The sequence below is a fragment of the Kitasatospora sp. NPDC094015 genome, from assembly GCF_040304075.1.
GTDB lineage: Bacteria > Actinomycetota > Actinomycetes > Streptomycetales > Streptomycetaceae > Kitasatospora.
Map to the genome: position 1 here is coordinate 290,523 of NZ_JBEOUL010000003.1, position 16,798 is coordinate 307,320.

Sequence of the window (16,798 nt, forward strand, 5' to 3'; positions counted from 1 at the left end):
GGACCACAACTGCTGGGCCACGCTACCGGTTCACCCCGAGCGGTGACTACGCGGGCAGGCCTTCGTACGGCCCGCCCGCGCTCCGCCCCCGGCCGGGTCAGGCCGCCGCCTCGCCCTCCGTCCTGGCGTGGAACTCCCGCACCGCGCGGTGCGCCCGGTACGGCTCCAGCCGGCTGCGGAAGTCGTCCAGGTACTCCACGCCCCGGTTCGAGCGCAGGCCGCTGAGCAGCCGCACCGCCTCCGCGCCGGTCTGGCAGGCGCGTTCCAGGTCGCGCTGCTGGAGCTGGGCGGTGGCCAGCAGCACCAGGTCCACCGCCCGGCGGCGGACCCGGTGGGCGGGGTGCAGTTCGAGCGCGGTGCGGGCGTACTGTTCGGCCTTCTCACCTTGCTGGAGGTCGCGGTGACAGTGCGCCAGCTCGTCGGCCAGGTAGGCCTCGTCGAAGTGCGCGATCCAGTCCGGGTCGTCCTCCGGACGCCGGCGCTCCATCGCCGCGAGCGCCTTGGCCGCCACCGCCTCGCAGGCCGCGGCGTCACCGAGCAGCGCGTGCCCGCGCGCCTCGGCCGCGTAGAACATCGCCATCGCGGTGGGGGTGGCCACCGCGCGGGCGCCCTCCTGGGCGGCGCGGGCGAGTTGGGCGATCTCCCGCGGGTTGCCGAGGGTGGCGGCGAGGTGGCTCATCGAGGCGGCCAGCACGTAACCGCCGTAGCCGCGGTCGTCGGCGGCCTGGGCGAGCCGCAGCGCCTGGATGTAGTACCGCTGGGCCAGGCCCGGCTGGGCGGTGTCCACCGCCATGTAGCCGGCCAGCTCGGTCAGCCGGGCTACCGCGCCGAACAGCTGACGGCCGGTCTCCTCCCGGTAGGCGCCGCCCAGGAAGCCGGAGACCACGCTGTTCAGGTAGTGCACCACCACCGGCCGCACGTGCCCGCTGCCGAAGCGGTGGTCCAGGTCGACCAGCATCTGGGTGGTGGCCCGGATCGCCGCCACGTCGGCCAGCCCCACCCGGGTGCCGCCGGTGCGGGCGACCACCGGGTCGGGCGGGGTGATCAGCCAGTCCCGGCTCGGCTCCACCAGCGCCGAGGCGGCGACCGCGGCCCCGGCCAGGAAGTCGCGCCGGCCGACGTCGCTGCGCCACAGCTCGCAGACCTGCTCCAGGGCGGCGGGCAGGTTGGCGGCGAACTGCAGGCCCACCGCCGAGCTGAGGTTCTTGCCGTCGGCCATGCCGATCTCCTCGACCGTGACACCACGGCCGAGTTTGCGCCCCAGTGCCTCGGCGATCACGGCGGGCGCCTGGCCGCGCGGCTGCTGCCCGCGCAGCCAGCGGGCGACCGAGGTCTTGTCGTAGCGCAGGTCCAGCCCGTGCTCGGCGCCGCACAGGTTCACCCGGCGGGCGAGGCCCGCGTTGGAGCAGCCCGCCTCCTGGATGAGCTGCTGCAGCCGCTCGTTGGGCTCTCGTGCGACGAGTGGTCTCGCGGCCATTGGGCTTCGCCTCCCCTACGCCACCCCGGCCGCGGCCGGCGGGCGTACGACTCTGGTGCTAGCTTGCCGATGCGCCGACCGGCAGGCGGCATGGGCCACCACCGGGGTACGGCGACACCAGCGCAATACCCACGGTGACGGGTCCACTCCCCTTGCGCCCTGATGAATGCCCCAGTGCGCCCCTCCTGCGCCCGTTACGAGTACCGGACGATGCGGCCGGAAATCATCCGTCTCACCGGTACGGGTGACATCTCCCGTACGGCGCGGACCGCCCCGCGCCCGCCCGTAACCCCGCCCAACGACGGTAGTTGAGCAGCACGTGGAAGACATCCCAGGAGCCCCCGAGCAGGGTCTGCCCCCGCTCCTCATCGAAGCCGTCAGTTACGCCGAGGACCGCCACTGGGAGGTCGTCCCGGGCACCTGGCTGATCGACGGCGACGGGCCGGCCCGCTGCTCGTGCGGCGAGCGGTGCGAGCTGCCCGGGGCGCACCCGGTCGGTGAGGACTGGCCCCGGCGGGCCAGCGCGGGCCCCGGGGTGGTGCGCCGCTGGTGGACCGAGCACCCGCAGGCCTCGATCCTGCTGCCGACCGGCCGCTCCTTCGACGTGCTGGACGTGCCGGAGGTGGCGGGCTGCCTGGCGCTGGCCCGGATGGAGCGGATGGGGCTGCAGCTCGGACCGGTGGTGGCCGTGCCGGCCTCGGCCGGCCAGGTCGGGCGGCGGCTGCACTTCCTGGTGCTGCCCGGGGTGCAGGCCAAGCTGCCGGAGATGCTGCGCACGCTCGGCTGGGGGTCCGGCCGGCTCGACCTCTCGGCCCGCGGCGAGGGGGACTGGATCGTGGCCCCGCCGTCCCGGATCGGCCCGTACAGCTTCGCCCAGTGGGCCCGGCCGCCGTCCGCGCTCAACCGCTGGCTGCCGGACGCCGCCGAGCTGATCAACCCGCTGGCGTACGCCTGCGGCCGGGAGGCCCCGGCCGCCCGGCCGGCCCAGCAGCCCGCGGCGGTGCGCTGACCGGCCGCCCCCCCTGTACGGCCGCCCTGCGCCTATCGGGTGAGGGCGTGCTCCGCGCGACACCCCGCGCGCATCTGACGGGCCTTGCCTCCCACCGGAGGCAGGGTCCGTCAGACGCATGCCGGGATAAGAGACCGGTGTACCCGGTGATCGTCCGCACAAGCCGCTCGGACGAGTGACAGCGCTCAAGGATTGCCGTGATCTGCCGAGTGGGAGGAATTGCAGCGAGAGGGGAGCGGACGAGCCGGAGAGGAGAGACACCGCGACGAGGGGGCGCAGGGCCCGAGGGGGCACGGGGCCGGGGGTACGGGCGGGGAGCTGGGAACGGGGGGTGCATGACCGGGGGGTGCAGGGCCCGGGGGGGAGGTGCCGAGGGGCGTTCGGACGGGGAAGCCGGATGCGGCACCGGGGGTCGGGGAGGTCGCGGTGCCCACCGCGCTCGGGGTGGTCGGGCACCGCGGGATCAGGGAGGGACGGGGCGGGGAGCCCCAGGCCCGGTGCACGGGGATGCGCCGGGCCTGCGGGCCGCCCGGCGCATCCGTGCCGCTTCGTCCTGTCCGTCCTACTGCTGCGTCCTGCCGCTGCGTCCTACCGGTGCTCCGTGCCGTCGGCCGCCACGCGGCCCGGGGCTCAGAGCTCGGCGACGAACACGTGGCCGGCGATCTCCTTCGGCAGCTCGACCGAGGTGTCGCCGCTGCCGACCAGCACGCCACCGATCCCGGCCGTCACCTGGACGGTCGCCCCGGGGCGCACCCCGGCCCGGCGCAGCGTGAGCATCAGCTCGCCGTCGGTCTGGATCGGCTCGCCGATCCGGCGGACCACCACGGGGGTGGCCTGCTCGCCGACCGTCAGCGCCTCCAGCGTGGTCAGGCCGGCGTCGAAGCCCTCGCCCTCGGCCTTGGTGTCGCCCAGCTCGTCCAGGCCCGGGATCGGGTTGCCGTACGGCGACTGGGTCGGGTGGCCGAGCATCGCGAGCACCTTGCGCTCGACCGTCTCGCTCATCACGTGCTCCCAGCGGCAGGCCTCCTCGTGCACCTGCTCCCACTCCAGGCCGATCACGTCGACCAGCAGGCACTCGGCGATCCGGTGCTTGCGCATCACCCGCACGGCCAGTCTGCGGCCCTCGTCGGTCAGCTCGAGGTGCCGGTCACCGGCGACCTGGAGCAGGCCGTCGCGCTCCATCCGCCCCACGGTCTGGCTCACGGTGGGGCCGCTCTGCTCCAGCCGCTCGGCGATCCGGGCGCGCATCGGGGTGATGCCCTCTTCCTCCAGCTCCAGAATGGTGCGGAGGTACATCTCAGTGGTGTCGATCAGACCAGACATCGCCCCTGGCTCCCAATCCTCGGTGTCCTCCACCCAATTCTGACGTACCGAAGTGACAACCGATGTCGCCGGGCTGCTATGCCCCCGGCTTTTGGTGGCTGTTGACAGCGGAGGGCCCCAGGCAGCACGGTGCTCGCCAGATCTTTCTCCAACCGCGGTCTGGACCACGGGCCGCCCCCGTACCCTGCTGGAGTTGCGATGACCGACCTGGTCGGGCAGTACCTCGACGCCGCCGTGGCGCACCTGGAGCGGGTGCGCACCGAGGAGGCCGAGCACATCGAGGCCGCCGCCGAGCTGCTGGCGGACGCGGTGGCGGACGGTCGCCGAATCTTCACCTTCGGCGCCGGCCACTCCTCGCTGGCCGCCCAGGACGTGGTCTACCGGGCCGGCGGCCTGGTGGTGATCAATCTGCTGAACGTGCCGGGGATGACCGGGGTGAACGTGATGCCGGCGCCGCTGGGCAGCGCGCTGGAGCGGGTCTCCGGGCTGGCGACCACGACGCTGGACCTGACCCCGGCGGGCAGCGGGGACCTGCTCTTCCTGATCTCGCTCTCGGGCCGCCAGATGATGCCGGTCGAGCTGGCCCGGCACGCCCGGGGCCTGGGCATGCGGGTGGTCGGGGTCACCTCGCTGGCCTATCCGGCCGAGGTCTCCTCCAACCACCCGTCCGGCACCTTCCTCAAGGACAACTGCGACGTGGTGCTGGACAGCAAGATCGCGGTGGGTGACGGCGAGCTGTCGCACCCGGCGGCCGGGGTGCCGTTCGGTTCGGTGTCCACCATCGTCACCAGTGCGCTGATGCAGGCGGTGGTCGCCTCGGCGGTGGGCCGGCTGGCCGCGCGCGGGATCACCCCGCCGCTGTTCCGCTCGGGCAACGTGGACGGCGGCACGGAGTGGAACGCCAAGGTCATGGCGGACAACGCGGACCGCATCCTGTACGCGTACTGACCTCACCATCCGTCCGGGGCAACCTCGTTGGCCACACGGGTGGGCCGGGCGAGGCGTATCCGGGCCCGGCCCCGGGAAGGATGGAGCTGTTTCGGGTCCAGGGGCGACGGGGCGGCCGGGGGGCAGCATGGCGGCGGGGGCAGCGCGATCGATCGGCTGGGTGCGCGAGGACGAGCTGTTGCCGGAGCTGTTCTGGGCCTCCGACTCGGCCTCGCTCCAGGGTCAGCGGCGCTCGGTGGCGCTGTCCCGCTGGGAGCTGGTGCTGCTGGTGGTGGCCGCCGCGGCGGGCTCGGCCGACGGCGATCTGTGGGCCTGGGCGGCCGCCTTCGCCTACCTGCTGACCCTGGCGATGGCCACGGTGGCGGCCCGGCAGAACCCGCAGCGGCTCTGGTACGACGGCCGGGCGATCGCCGAGTCGGTGAAGACGCTCTGCTGGAAGTACGCCGTGCAGGCGGACGCCTACCAGCCGCCGCCCAAGAAGCTGCCGGACGCCGAGCGGCTGTACGACGTCCAGCTCAAGGGGATCCTCGGCGAGTTCGAGACCGACCAGGTGATCCCCGAGATGTCCCGGATGGAGGCCGAGCTGCAGTCCTGGCGGGAGCCGGCCCACCACCCGCAGATCACCGAGATGATGACCAGGCTGCGGGACCAGCCGCTGGAGGTGCGCCGCGAGGTGTACCTGCGCGAGCGGGTGCACGCCCAGCGGGAGTGGTACCGCAGCAAGGCGCAGCGCTGCCGCAACGCGGCCCGCCGGGCCGGGCGGCTGGCGATCGTGCTGCCGCTGCTGGGGCTGGCGCTGGCGGTGCTGCGGGCGCTGGGCTGGTTCACCTACGACGCGCTGGGCACGGTCTCGGCGGTGGCGGCCTCGGTGTCGGCCTGGGCGCAGCTGCGGCAGTACCGGCCGCAGGCGGCGGCGTACGGGCTGGCGGCGGACGAGCTGGCGAAGGTGGAGGCGCAGCTGACCCAGTTGAAGCTGGACTCCGAGCAGGCCGAGGACTACTGGGCGCGGCTGGCCCGGGACGCCGAGGACGCCATCTCGCGGGAGCACACCACCTGGCAGGCCCGGCGCGAGGTGCGCGGTCTGGACGTCCCCGGCTGATCGGCGCGGGGAGTGACCTGTTCGGCGAGCGATCTGGAGGGTGACCGGTGGTGGCACGGACGGTGGAGGCACCGGGCGGGCGTGCGCTGGCGGTGGAGCTCTCCGGGGACCAGCAGGGGTACCCGGTGTTCCTGCTGCACGGCACGCCGGGCAGCCGGGTGGGGCCGGCCCCGCGCAGCAGCGTGCTGTCCCGGATGGGGATCCGGCTGATCTCGTTCGACCGGCCGGGGTACGGGGACTCGGACCGGCTGCCGGGGCGCCGGGTGGCGGCGGCCGCCGCGGACGTGCGGGTGATCGCCGACGTGCTGGGGCTGGCGGAGTTCGCGGTGGCGGGGCGCTCGGGCGGCGGGCCGCACGCGCTGGCCTGCGCGGCGCTGCTGCCGGGGCGGGTGTCCCGGATGGCGGCGCTGGTCAGCCTGGCGCCGCGGAACGCCGAGGGGCTGGACTGGTACGGCCAGATGACCCCGTCGAACGAGCGGGCGTACCAGCAGGCCGAGCGGGGGCTGCTGCGGATCGAGGACGCGTTCCAGCTGCGGTCCCGGGTGATCAAGCGGGACCCGGCCCGGCTGATCAAGGACCTGGTGCCCGAACTCCCGCCCACCGACCGGACGGTGGTGACCGATCCGGGGATCCGCCGGATGCTGCTGAGCACCTACCGGCAGGCGTTCCGGTACGGCGCCTTCGGCTGGATCGACGACGTGCTGGCGTTCACCCTGGACTGGGGTTTCCGGGTGCAGGACATCCGGGTGCCGGTCCGGCTGTGGCACGGTGCGGACGACCAGTTCTCGCCGGTGGACCACTCGCGCTGGCTGGCCGACAACATCCCGGGTGCGGAGCTGTACCTGGAGCCCGGGGCCGCGCACTTCGGGGCGTTCGAGGAGATCACCTCGACGCTGAAGTGGCTGGCCGGCTGAGCGCCGGGCGGCCCGCGGTCAGCGCACCGGGGTGAGCGGGGCGCCGCCCGCCAGCACCGCGAGCACGTTGTCGACGGCGAGCCCGCCCATGGCCTGCCGGGTCCGTACCGTGGCGCTGCCGAGGTGCGGGACGAGCACGGCGCGCTCCTGGGCGAGCAGTGCGGGGTCGACGGCCGGCTCGTGCTCGAAGTTGTCCACCGCGGCGGCGAACAGGTGGCCCGACCCGAGGGCTGCGGCCAGCGCGGCTTCGTCCACCACGCCGGCGGTCATGCTGACCAGGACGGCGCCGGCCGGCAGCCGGGCGAGGCGCTCGGCGTTCACCAGGTGCCGGGTGTCGGCGGTGAGCGGGCAGGTGACGACCAGCACCGGGGAGGCGGCGAGCAGGTCGTCCAGCGGGAGCCAGCGCGCCCCGGCGGCGGTGTCGGCGGGCAGCGGGGTGCGGTTGTGGTAGGCGACCGGCATGCCGAAGCCGGCCGCGCGGCGGGCCACCGCCTGCCCGATCCGGCCCATGCCGAGGATGCCGAGCGGGGTGCCGGTCAGCTCCAGGCCGAGCATGAAGGTGGGGGCCCAGGCCCAGGGGCGGCCGGAGCGGAGCAGCCGTTCGCCCTCGCCGATCCGGCGGCCGGCGGCCAGCAGCAGCGCCCAGGCCAGGTCGGCGGTGGCGTCGGTGAGCACCCCGGGGGTGTTGCTGACCAGGACGCCGTGGGCGGCGCAGGCCGCCCGGTCGATGTTGTGGGTGCCGACCGCGTGGTTGGCGACGATCCGCAGGGAAGGGCCGGCGGCGGCGAGGAACTCCTCGTCCACCCGGTCGTCCAGGGTGGTGATCACGGCGGCCCGGCCGGGCAGCGCGGCCAGCAGGTCGGCCCGGGTCATCGGCTGCTCGCTGTCGTGCACGGTCGCGGCGGCGACCGGGGTGAGCCGGTCGAGCACGCCGTCCGCGAGGCGGCGGGTGACGAGGACGGGGGGCTGCGGGGTCTCGGTCATCACGGCGCAGGCTAGCACCGCGGACGGCCCCGCCCCGGGCCCGGTCGGGGCGGACCGGGGCCGGGGCGGGGAGGCTCACGGCGGGTGCGGCCGGAGCCGGGTGCGGCTAGAGGGGCTGCGGCTCCAGGTCGCGGTTGATCCGGTGCCAGTTGTGGGCCGAGACCACGTTCGGGTGGCCCTCGTCGAAGAGCTCCAGCAGGACCACCAGGGACTGCTTGCGCAGCGCCTCGGCCTCCCGGGCGCGGCCGGCGGAGCGGAGCGTGACCGCCAGGTTGAGCTGGCAGACCACGGCGTCCGGGTGGGTGGGCCCGTAGCGGTTGTCGAGGCCGGCGAGGGCGACCCGGCCGCGTTCCTCGGCGCGGGCCAGCTGGCCGCTGTCGGCGTAGGCGTTGGCCAGGTTGATCATCGCGTTCAGGGTGTACGGGTGGTCCGGGTCGAGCACCCGGGACAGGCCTTCGACGGCCTGCTCGCCGTGCCGGATCGCACCGGCCACGTCGCCGCTGCCGCGCAGGTAGATCGCCAGGTTGTTCTGGCAGGCCAGGGTGAACGGGTGGTCGTCGCCGAGCAGCCGGCGGTGGCCGTCGTAGGCGGCGCCCGCGATGTCCCGGGCGGTCTCCTTGTCGCCGGCGGCGCTGTGGTCGGCGGCCAGGTTGAGCTGGCAGGCCAGCGCCTCCGGGTTCTCGATGCCGTACCGGTCGACGTAGCGCTGGTAGGTCTGCTCGGTGAGTTCGCGGGCCGGGCCGAGTTCGCCGGCCCGGCGCAGCGAGACGGCCAGCGATTTGGCGTTGCGCAGGGTCTCCGGGAGGTCCGGGCCGAGGATGCCGGCCAGTGCCTCGGTGACCTCGCGCAGCAGCTCCACGGAGCCCTTGTAGTCGCCCATCTCGCGCAGGTCGCGGGCCAGGTTGGACTTGCTGGTGAGGGTGTAGGGGTGGTTCTGGCCGAGCACGGCGGAGCGGCGCTCGAAGGTGTCCTGGTCGAGGTCGCGGGCGGCCACGCTGTTGCCGACCAGGCGGTGGTCGATGGCCAGGTTGTTGGCGACGGACAGGGTGCGCGCGTCGTCCTCGCCGAACAGCTCGACGAACTGGTTGTAGGTCTCGAGGTCCATGGTCAGAGCTTCCTGGAAGCGGTTGAGGAACCGCAGGTCGGCGCCCATCGAGTTGGCCGTCATCAGGGTGAACGCGTTGTGCTCGCCGAGCAGTTCGCGCTGGCCGGCCAGGGTGGCCTGGTCCAGCTCCAGCGACTCGTTGTACGAGCCCTGCGAGCGCAGCACGTTGGCCAGGTTGAACCGCAGGCTCAGGATCTGGCGTCGCAGGAACCGCCGCTCCGCCGCGTCGGGCTCGCTCTCGTACCGCTCCGCCCAGGCGGCGTCCAGCTGCCGGGCCAGCAGCAGCGCCTGGTCCAGGTCGACGGTCTTCCACAGGTAGCGGACCCGGTCGATCAGCAGCTCGCGGACCTCGCGCTCGTCGCAGTCCTGGGCCCGGGAGGGGCCGAGGTGCGGCCAGATCTTCTCCAGGGTGGGCCAGTTGTCCGGGTTGTCGGTGTCGCCGAGCGGCGGGCGGGCGCTGGCCAGGATCCGGTGCACCTCGTGCATCGCGCTGTTCTGGTCGGCCTGGCTCATCCCGCTGCGGACCACGGCCTGGACCAGCCGGTGCACCTGGAAGCTGGAGGCGTCGGTCTTGGCCAGGGCGTAGCGGCTGACCGAGCGGATCACCTTGCCGAGCATGAAGCTGTCGGTCAGCTCGGCGTCGTACGGCTCCAGGGCGCGGCGCATCTGCTCGCTGTAGAAGAAGTGCTTGAGCGAGATCGGCTCGGGGGCGAAGAACGCGGACAGCTCCAGCAGCCGCACGGCGGCCGGGGACTGCTCGCGCAGCCGGGCGATCGAGACGTTCCAGGTCAGGCCGACCGGGGTCGGGTAGTCGACCGGGGTCTCGCCGGCGGCGAGCACCTTGGTGGCCTCGGCCTGGAGCTGCGAGACGTAGGTGTCGACCGGGGTGCGGGTGGTCTCCAGCCAGGCGGCGGCCACCTCGACGGCGAGCGGCAGGTCGCCGAGCGCCTCGGCCACCCGGTCGGCCTCCTGCCTGGTCAGGCCGCGGACCCGGCGGGTGATGTGGTCCACGCTCTCGGCCCGGGTGAAGACGTCCACGCCCAGGACGCCGGCCTGGCCGGACCAGCCCTGGTTGCGGGAGGTGACCAGGATGTGGCCGGGGCCGTCGGGGAAGTACGGGCGGATCCGGGAGGGCTCGTCGGCGTTGTCGAAGACCAGCAGCCAGCGCGAGGTCGGCGAGCCGCGGCGCAGCGCGTCCCGGGCGGCCTCGGCGGCCTCGGTGACGCTGTCGCTGGTGCGCAGGCCGAGCCGGCCGGCCAGCTCGGCGAAGGACTGGGCGGCGGACTCGGTCTGCTCGGCGTTGATCCACCAGACCAGGTCGTAGTGCGACATGTACCGGTGCGCGTACTCCAGTGCGACCTGGGTCTTGCCGATGCCGCCGAGGCCGTACAGCGTCTGCGGGGTGGGCAGGACCGCGGTGGGGCCGCCGACCAGCTGCTCGCGCAGGTCGTCGAGGACCTTGGTGCGGCCGGTGAAGGAGTGGTTGCGCTGCGGGACGGACCAGTGCGCGGGCTTGGCGCCCGGGAAGCGCGGGGTGTCGGAGCCGCGTTCGGCGAGGTCGGCCTCGCCCCGGCCGAGCGCCCGCAGCAGGGCCTGGACGGCCTCGCCCTCGTCGCGGCCGACCAGGTCGACCGGGTTGCGGTTGTTGTACGGGGCGGTGATCCGGACGTCGCCGACCCGGACCGGGATCATCTGCCGCCGGGCGCCGGCCGGGTCGGCGTTGACCGTCCGGCCCCAGAGCGCCTGGGCCTGCGGGGAGGAGAGGTAGGCCGAGGACAGCACCGCGACCGTCCGGTAGGCCGAGTCGATGCCGCGCTCGGTGGAGGTGCGCGGGTTGGTACCCACGCCGAGGTCGATCGAGACCACCCGGAAGCCGGCCTGGGTGAGCACCGCCGCGATCCAGTCCGCCCAGGCCCGGTCCTGCGGCACGTAGCTGAGGTAGAGGTCGGCCGGGGCGGTCGGGCGGCGGCGCACGAAGGCGGCCAGGTTGCGCAGCCGCAGGTCCTCGTCCATCGGCGGCAGGCCGGTGATCTGCCCGGCGGTGAGTTCGGCGGTCAGCCGCTCGCAGGCGGCCAGGATCGAGGCGGGCTGCTGCGGCAGGTCGCCGAACGGGGCGAGGATCTCCTCGTAGGCGTAGAACGGGCGGTACGGAATTTCCACCGACGCCCAGTAGCGCAGCAGTTCGGCCTCGGACAGGCCGGCCGGCAGTCCGCCGAACTTGATCCGGGCCAGCGCCCGGCCGGCGTCCGCCTTCTCCTTCTCGCCCTCGTCGATCCGCATCGGCACCGGCAGGATCCGGATCCCGCGCGACTCGTAGAGGCTGTCGATGGTGTGGGCGACCCGGGAGGCGCCGTCGATCGACTGGTCGCTGAGGGTGAAGCAGACCACCAGGTCGTCGGGCATCTCGACGGTGCAGATGTCGGCGGTGTCGGTCAGGCCGGTGCGGCTGTCGATCAGGACGTAGTCGTAGCGCCGCTTCATGTCCCGGCGTAGCGCCTCGATGAAGGCGGAGCCGTTGTGGCTCTCGTAGAGCAGGTCCCAGTCGATCCGGTTGCCGGTGCCGGAGTAGTCCCGGTTGAGCTGGCCGGCGGGGACGAAGTCGAGGCCGCCGTCGCCGGGGAAGTGCGGCCAGGCCAGCGAGACGGCGTGCGGGTGGATCCGGGCGAAGTCCTCGTGCCAGTTGGGGTCGCGGTCCAGCGGGCGGCGGGCCTCCTCCAGGTAGTCCGCGAAGAGGTCCATGATGCCGGTGGTGCCGGCCACCACGTCCGGGTCGAGGAAGGGCCGGAAGAACTGGTCGAGGCCGGGCGCCTCCAGGTCCCAGTCCACGGTGAGCACCCGGGCGCCGTTGGAGGCCAGGATCCAGGCGGTGTTGGCCAGCGCCATGGTGCGCCCGGTGCCGCCCTTGTAGGAGTAGAAGGTGACGATCCGCCCCTCGCGATCGTCCACCGTCCTGGCCTCGAAGTCGCGCTCGGCGTGCCGGCCGGCGGCGCCCCGCGGGCCCTCGCCCGGCCGCCCGGCCGGCCGGTGCCCCCAGGTCGGTGTCTCGGTCATGACTCTCCTCCCCCACGGGCAGCCCGCCCGAGGCCGCCGTCATCGTCGCTGCCGTACCCGTCGGTGGGCGGCCCGGGCGGCGGCTCGGCGCCGCGTAAGCCCTGCCGCAGACTCGGCTTGCGCGGCCCGCTCCCGCCGGGCCTTGCCTCGCCGCGCTGCTCGAATCCGTTGGTGGCCTGCATCACGGCCCGTTCCAGCTCGCCGCGGAACTCCTCCAGCGTGCCGGGGGTGCCGGCGCTCTGGTGGCGCAGGGTGGGCCGGTGGGTCCCGCGGCTGAGCCTGAGGACCTCCTCGCTCAGCCCGTTGAGCAGCTCCTCGTCCCTCCGGCACTCCGGGTCCTCCGGGTTCCACGGCTCCAGGACGCTCACCCAAGGGAGATTCTTACGATCCAACTGTCTTACTTTACCGCTTCGTTGACGATCGGTCAGGGCCCATCGGTCGACCAGGAGCACGCTCGGCCCGGTGGGCTCCTCGGCCAGCAGCCGGTCCGCGTCCTCCTCGAACTCCGCCACCGTCGGCTCGAAGCCCATCCGCCGCGCCACCTCGGCCGCGTCCTCGGCCAACGGGCGGGCGGAGTGGGGCTGGTAGGGCTGCCAGTCGAGCCGGCGGGCGCCGTAGCAGTCCGGGCCGCGGCCGGCCGGCAGTTCGCGGCGGCGCAGCGAGTACACCGAGATCCGCACCCGGTCGGTGGGCAGCGGGGGCTCGAAGGCGCTCGGCTGGGACTCGAAGTCCGCCTGCTGGCCGAGCGGGATCACGGTCTGCTTGGCCACGTGGACGATCCGCTCGGCGAGCCGGTAGACCGCGTTCTGGTACTGCGCCCGGTAGGAGGCGATCTTCATCAGCGCGTACAGGCCCTCGGCCGCGTAGTCCCCGCCGAAGCTCTCGTGGCTGAACTGGAGTTCACCGGCGACCCGGGGCAGCGGGTAGTGGTTCATCGCCACCCAGAGCACCGGCACGATCCCGGTGTGCCGCTCGCCGCTCTGCCGGCGCTGGTAGACCGGCCGCTGGCTGAACAGGTGCCACTCCTTGCCGCACGCCTGACTGGCGAAGTAGCGGGGCGAGTAGAGCGGGACGAACACCCGGCAGTTGGCGAGCTCCGCGGAGAGCCGCTCGGCCCACTTCTGGCCCTGGTGCATGGAGCGGTCCATGAAGCCCACCGGGTGCCCCGAGGGCGCGTCGGTGAGCTGGAAGATGGCCTCGCAGAGGTCGTTGTACAGCTGCGCCACCCAGATGTTCGGGTCGCCCGAACCCCTGTTCCCGGCGCGCGGAATGTGCGCGTAACTGAGGAAGAAATAGGGCCGCTGGTCCCGGCCTCCGTCCCCCTGGCTGTTCACGACGCGCCTCCCCCGAGACATCCGGCCTGCTGAACCCCCGGCCGCGCACCCGCGACCCCGCCACCGTACCGGCCGACGACCCGCGCACACCCCCGCTCCCGGAATCCCCCGGGCCGCATCGCCGTCCCGCAAAGGGACTTCAGTGTAGAAAGGTCAGGTTCCCGAATGGAATAGGGCCGTGCCCCGACATCGACCGACCGCGGTCAACTCCAGCGGTTGCGCAGCCATTTGTTGACGTGGTCGACGGCCTCCGCGACCGGCAGCAGAAAGCTCGGCGCCGCGCCGAAGACGCCCTCCCGCACGCTCGGCAGTTCGGCGCCCAGCACCTGCCCCAGCGCCTCGAAATGCCGGACCTCCAGGCGCAGCGCGTCGAAGTGCACCCACTGCCGCCGCTGCCGCTCGTCGCGCACCACGCAGCCGTAGCGCTGGGTCACCTGCTCGGGCTGCCAGTACTCGGCGAGGTGGAACGGCGTGCAGCACCACAGCGGGACGCCGATCAGCAGCGCCCGGGCGCCGTCCTGGTAGAGCCGGTGGGTCGGCGACTGCTCGCCCAGGTGGCAGGTCAGCCGGTGCCCGGCCATCAGCCGCTCCGCCTTCGGGCCGAGCGCGGTGAACGAGGTCTGCGGATGGGCGCTGCGCACCGCCCCCGCGGTGGTACGGACCTCCTCGGCGATCCGGCCCATGCTGGGCGAGGCGGGGGTCCTCGCCCGGTCGAAGGCCGGCATCGAGGCCCGGAACGCCCGCAGCCCGGCCGGGTCGAGGCCCGCGGTGCGGGCGGCGTCCAGCGGGGAGGTGTCCGAGTTCTCCGGCGTCGCGGTGTACACCACCAGGGTGCCGTGCGGGCCGAGCACCTCGCGGACCGCGGCCACGACCGCGGCCGAGCCGCCGGCCACCGCCCCGATCGCCCGGGTGGAGGACTGCACCAGCAGGGTCTCGCCCGGCTGCACGCCCAGCCGGCGGAGGTCGGCGGCCAGCGTCTCGACGGAGTACAACGGGCCTCCCGGCTGCCGTCTGGGTGGGGGGGTGGGGTCCGGGCTCGCCCGGCTCAGGAACCGGGCGAGCCCGGCTCAGGAACCGGTCGGGGCCGGCCGGGCGCTGCGGGCCTGCCAGGCGGCCCGGTTCTCCGCGGCCGCCTCCCGGGCCCACCGCTCGGCGTCCGCACCCACCGGCAGGTCCAGCCAGGGTTCGACGGTGGCCCGCATCCCGGCCGCGAACCGCTCGCCGAGCAGGGTGAGCGAGCCCGACCCGACCAGGACCGCCACCGAGTCCACGGTGTGCCCGCGCCAGGTGGCCAGCTGCCGCCGGGCCGCCTCGGCCGCCTCGCTGCGCAGCCCGTCGTACGCCCGGACCCGGCCGGCCCAGAACTCGGTGACCGCGAGGTGCGCGTAGGTGCCCTGGAGCAGGCCCTCCAGCGGGCGCGGGTCCGGGCGCCAGGGGGCGTGGAAGAGCCGGTCGTCGGCGCGGTCGTGCAGGTCGTGGAAGTCCAGCACGGCGCCCAGCTTCACGTGCTGGAACTCGTGCGCGACCAGCAGGGCGAGGATCGGCGCGGTGGCCGGGCGGGCGATGCCGACCGCCCCGAAGGCCTGCCGGCCGGCCGCGCTGACGTCGCCCCCGGCCGTGCCCGGCGCGAGCGGGGTGATCGTGGACAGCCCCGCCCGGATCCCCGGCGCGTACCCGGGCAGGTCACGCCGGATCAGCTCCCAGGCCTCCTGGAGCGCGCCGCCCCAGCCGAGCAGGTCGTCCTGGGCCAGCCGCCCGGTGACCGGCCACTGGTGGCTGTCGCGCTGCGGGTCGGTGTCCTCCAGGGCGACCGTCCAGCCGCCGGCCAGGCCGATCCGCCGGACGGGCTGCCAGGGACCGGCGTCCGGGGTGTCCCAGCCGATCCGGACCGGCTCGCCGCCGGCCCGGACGGTGAAGCCCTCCGCGTCGCCGGTGAGCCTCGCCGTGCCCGCACCCGCACCCGCTCCCGTGCCGGCCATCCGGACCAGGCCGAGGCCGGGCAGGTGCACCGCGCCGCCGCGCACCGGCAGGGCCAGCTCGAACTCCGCGCCGGCCCGCAGCCCGGCCGCCGCGGCGGTCTCGGCGAGGCCGCCGAGGTCCGCACCGGGGTGCTCGGCGCCCTGCAGGCAGCGGGCGGCCCAGGCCCGCACGTACGGGTGGGCGAGCACCGCGTCCAGTGCCCGGGGCGCCTCGGCGTCCAGCCGGGTCAGCAGCCGCCAGGCCTCGGCGCCGGCCGGGCGGCCCGCCGCGACCGCGGCCACCAGCCTTCTGGTCAGCCCGAGTTGGGCGGCCGCCAGGGCCCGTACGGTCTCCGTGCTGCCGTAGCCGGCGGCCAGCTCGTCGAGTTGACCGTCGGTCAGGACCGGTTCGACCGGCCCGGACTGCTCCGGGACTCCGGTGGCCGCGGGGCCCCGGTCACGGATGGTGGTGATCAGCTTCATCAGATCCCCGCAGAAGACAGAAGGATTGGCGAAGCCGCTGCCGTCACTCCGGTAGCGGTGCGCGTACAGACCGCCGCCGCAGGAGCGGACGACGGGGCAGGCCCGGCACTCGGTGCTCAGCCCGGCCAGGCCGGACTGCCGTTCCATCATGCCCGGGTGGCGGGCGACTTCGTCCAGCGAGTGCGCGAAGATGTCGAATCCGGTGGCCGGGGCGCCGTCGTAGGCGGTCTTCAGACTGTCCGCCTGCTCCAGCTCGCCGTCGGTCTCGATCACCACCAGGTCCGCCGGGTCGAGCCCGAGCGACTCGGTCAGGCTGGACCTTCCGCGCAGCGTGCGGTGGATCGACTCGAAGATCCGCACCGGTACGGGGCGGCCGGCCGCCGTCCAGCGGTCGTAGACGGCGGTCAGCCAGTCGGCGTAGGGCGTTCGGCCCATGCCCGGGGGGCGCTTCGGCGGAGCGTCCCAGGTCGCGTGCGGCAGCAGGAAGTCGATCCGGGGCGGTTCCAGCTCGACCAGCGCGTCCAGCACCGCGGCCGGGTCGTTCTCGACGTCGACGGTGCAGAGCAGTCCGGCGTACAGGTGGCGGAACTCGTCCTCGCGCAGCAGTGCCACCGCGGCGAGCACCTTGGCGTGGCTGCTGCGGCCGTCGGCGAAGCGCCGGTGTCGATCGTTTGCGAACCTGTCGCCGTCCAGCGACACTCCGACCTTGATTCCCGCCTGGTCGAACACCCGGCAGAACTCGCGGCTCAGCAGCACCCCGTTGGTGTGGATCCGCAGGTCGAGCGCGCACTCCTCGGGCAGCGCGGCGCGCAGCAGGTCGGCGGCCCGGCGCAGGCGCGCCGGGCCGGCGAGCAGGGGCTCCCCGCCGTGCAGCACGACATGGACGGCCGGCAGCCGGTGCGTGCGGGCGTGTTCCCCGATCCGCCCGGCGGCCGCGGCCAGCACCTCGTCACTCGCGTGCCTGGGGCGCCCGCGCCAGCTGGTGTCCGCGTGCTCGTAGACGTAGCAGTGGTCGCAGGCCAGGTCACAGCGGCTGTGCACCTTCAGCACGAACTGGCGGAAGGGGACCGGGGTGAGGGTCATCGGGGGTGGCCGTCGTCAGGACGTGGGCAC

Annotated in this window: 11 protein-coding genes; 4 read left to right on the forward strand and 7 right to left on the reverse strand. The window is 74.1% G+C overall.

What is annotated here, in order from left to right; translation table 11 throughout:
- Window positions 1-97: 97 nt before the first annotated feature.
- Window positions 98-1,477, reverse strand: a complete 1,380-nt coding sequence (locus ABT014_RS05590; RefSeq protein ID WP_350637343.1) for an NsdA family TPR-like regulatory protein — start codon at window positions 1,475-1,477, stop codon at window positions 98-100.
- Between the two features lie 319 nt (window positions 1,478-1,796).
- On the opposite strand from ABT014_RS05590, the gene ABT014_RS05595 reads away from it, so the two are divergent.
- On the forward strand, window positions 1,797-2,486 hold the full coding sequence (locus tag ABT014_RS05595) for a bifunctional DNA primase/polymerase (RefSeq protein ID WP_350637344.1): 690 nt from the start codon (window positions 1,797-1,799) through the stop codon (window positions 2,484-2,486).
- Window positions 2,487-3,116: 630 nt separating this feature from the next.
- Here ABT014_RS05595 and ABT014_RS05600 read toward each other — a convergent pair.
- Window positions 3,117-3,809 (reverse strand): iron-dependent transcriptional repressor DtxR, encoded by a 693-nt coding sequence (locus ABT014_RS05600; protein ID WP_350637345.1) that lies wholly within the window; start codon window positions 3,807-3,809, stop codon window positions 3,117-3,119.
- A 198-nt stretch (window positions 3,810-4,007) separates the two neighbouring features.
- Here ABT014_RS05600 and ABT014_RS05605 point away from each other — a divergent pair, with 198 nt between their 5' ends.
- From ABT014_RS05605 to ABT014_RS05615, 3 genes are all read left to right on the forward strand, one after another.
- Window positions 4,008-4,757, forward strand: a complete 750-nt coding sequence (locus tag ABT014_RS05605; RefSeq protein ID WP_350637346.1) for a sugar isomerase domain-containing protein — start codon at window positions 4,008-4,010, stop codon at window positions 4,755-4,757.
- Window positions 4,758-4,884: 127 nt separating this feature from the next.
- Entirely contained in the window at window positions 4,885-5,856 is a 972-nt protein-coding gene (locus tag ABT014_RS05610) for a DUF4231 domain-containing protein (RefSeq protein ID WP_350637347.1), read from the forward strand.
- A 50-nt stretch (window positions 5,857-5,906) separates the two neighbouring features.
- Window positions 5,907-6,770: an alpha/beta fold hydrolase gene (locus ABT014_RS05615; protein WP_350637348.1), complete on the forward strand. Its 864-nt coding sequence runs from the start codon at window positions 5,907-5,909 to the stop codon at window positions 6,768-6,770.
- An 18-nt stretch (window positions 6,771-6,788) separates the two neighbouring features.
- On the opposite strand, the gene ABT014_RS05620 is transcribed toward ABT014_RS05615, so the two are convergent.
- The 5 genes from ABT014_RS05620 to ABT014_RS05640 all read right to left on the reverse strand — a co-directional run bounded on the left by ABT014_RS05620 (window position 6,789) and on the right by ABT014_RS05640 (window position 16,768).
- Window positions 6,789-7,754 (reverse strand): 2-hydroxyacid dehydrogenase, encoded by a 966-nt coding sequence (locus tag ABT014_RS05620; RefSeq protein WP_350637349.1) that lies wholly within the window; start codon window positions 7,752-7,754, stop codon window positions 6,789-6,791.
- Window positions 7,755-7,860: 106 nt separating this feature from the next.
- Window positions 7,861-11,910 (reverse strand): FxSxx-COOH system tetratricopeptide repeat protein, encoded by a 4,050-nt coding sequence (gene fxsT, locus ABT014_RS05625; protein WP_350637350.1) that lies wholly within the window; start codon window positions 11,908-11,910, stop codon window positions 7,861-7,863.
- Window positions 11,907-13,244, reverse strand: coding sequence for a TIR-like protein FxsC (locus tag ABT014_RS05630; RefSeq protein ID WP_350637351.1), 1,338 nt, complete (start codon window positions 13,242-13,244; stop codon window positions 11,907-11,909). The genes fxsT and ABT014_RS05630 overlap by 4 nt, the downstream gene beginning before the upstream one ends.
- Window positions 13,245-13,447: 203 nt before the next feature.
- Window positions 13,448-14,236 carry an AAC(3) family N-acetyltransferase gene (locus tag ABT014_RS05635; protein ID WP_350637352.1) on the reverse strand — a complete coding sequence of 263 codons (789 nt, stop codon included), beginning with the start codon at window positions 14,234-14,236 and terminating at the stop codon, window positions 13,448-13,450.
- A 75-nt stretch (window positions 14,237-14,311) separates the two neighbouring features.
- Complete coding sequence (locus ABT014_RS05640) at window positions 14,312-16,768, reverse strand: FxsB family cyclophane-forming radical SAM/SPASM peptide maturase (protein WP_350637353.1); 2,457 nt, start codon at window positions 16,766-16,768, stop codon at window positions 14,312-14,314.
- Between the last annotated feature and the right edge of the window lie 30 nt (window positions 16,769-16,798).

Coding starts and splice junctions, on each gene's coding strand:
- ABT014_RS05590 (WP_350637343.1), bottom strand. CDS start 1,477: ATGGCCGCGAGACCACTCGTCGCACGAGAGCCCAACGAGCGGCTGCAG.
- ABT014_RS05600 (WP_350637345.1), bottom strand. CDS start 3,809: ATGTCTGGTCTGATCGACACCACTGAGATGTACCTCCGCACCATTCTG.
- ABT014_RS05605 (WP_350637346.1), top strand. CDS start 4,008: ATGACCGACCTGGTCGGGCAGTACCTCGACGCCGCCGTGGCGCACCTG.
- ABT014_RS05610 (WP_350637347.1), top strand. CDS start 4,885: ATGGCGGCGGGGGCAGCGCGATCGATCGGCTGGGTGCGCGAGGACGAG.
- ABT014_RS05620 (WP_350637349.1), bottom strand. CDS start 7,754: ATGACCGAGACCCCGCAGCCCCCCGTCCTCGTCACCCGCCGCCTCGCG.
- fxsT (WP_350637350.1), bottom strand. CDS start 11,910: ATGACCGAGACACCGACCTGGGGGCACCGGCCGGCCGGGCGGCCGGGC.
- ABT014_RS05640 (WP_350637353.1), bottom strand. CDS start 16,768: ATGACCCTCACCCCGGTCCCCTTCCGCCAGTTCGTGCTGAAGGTGCAC.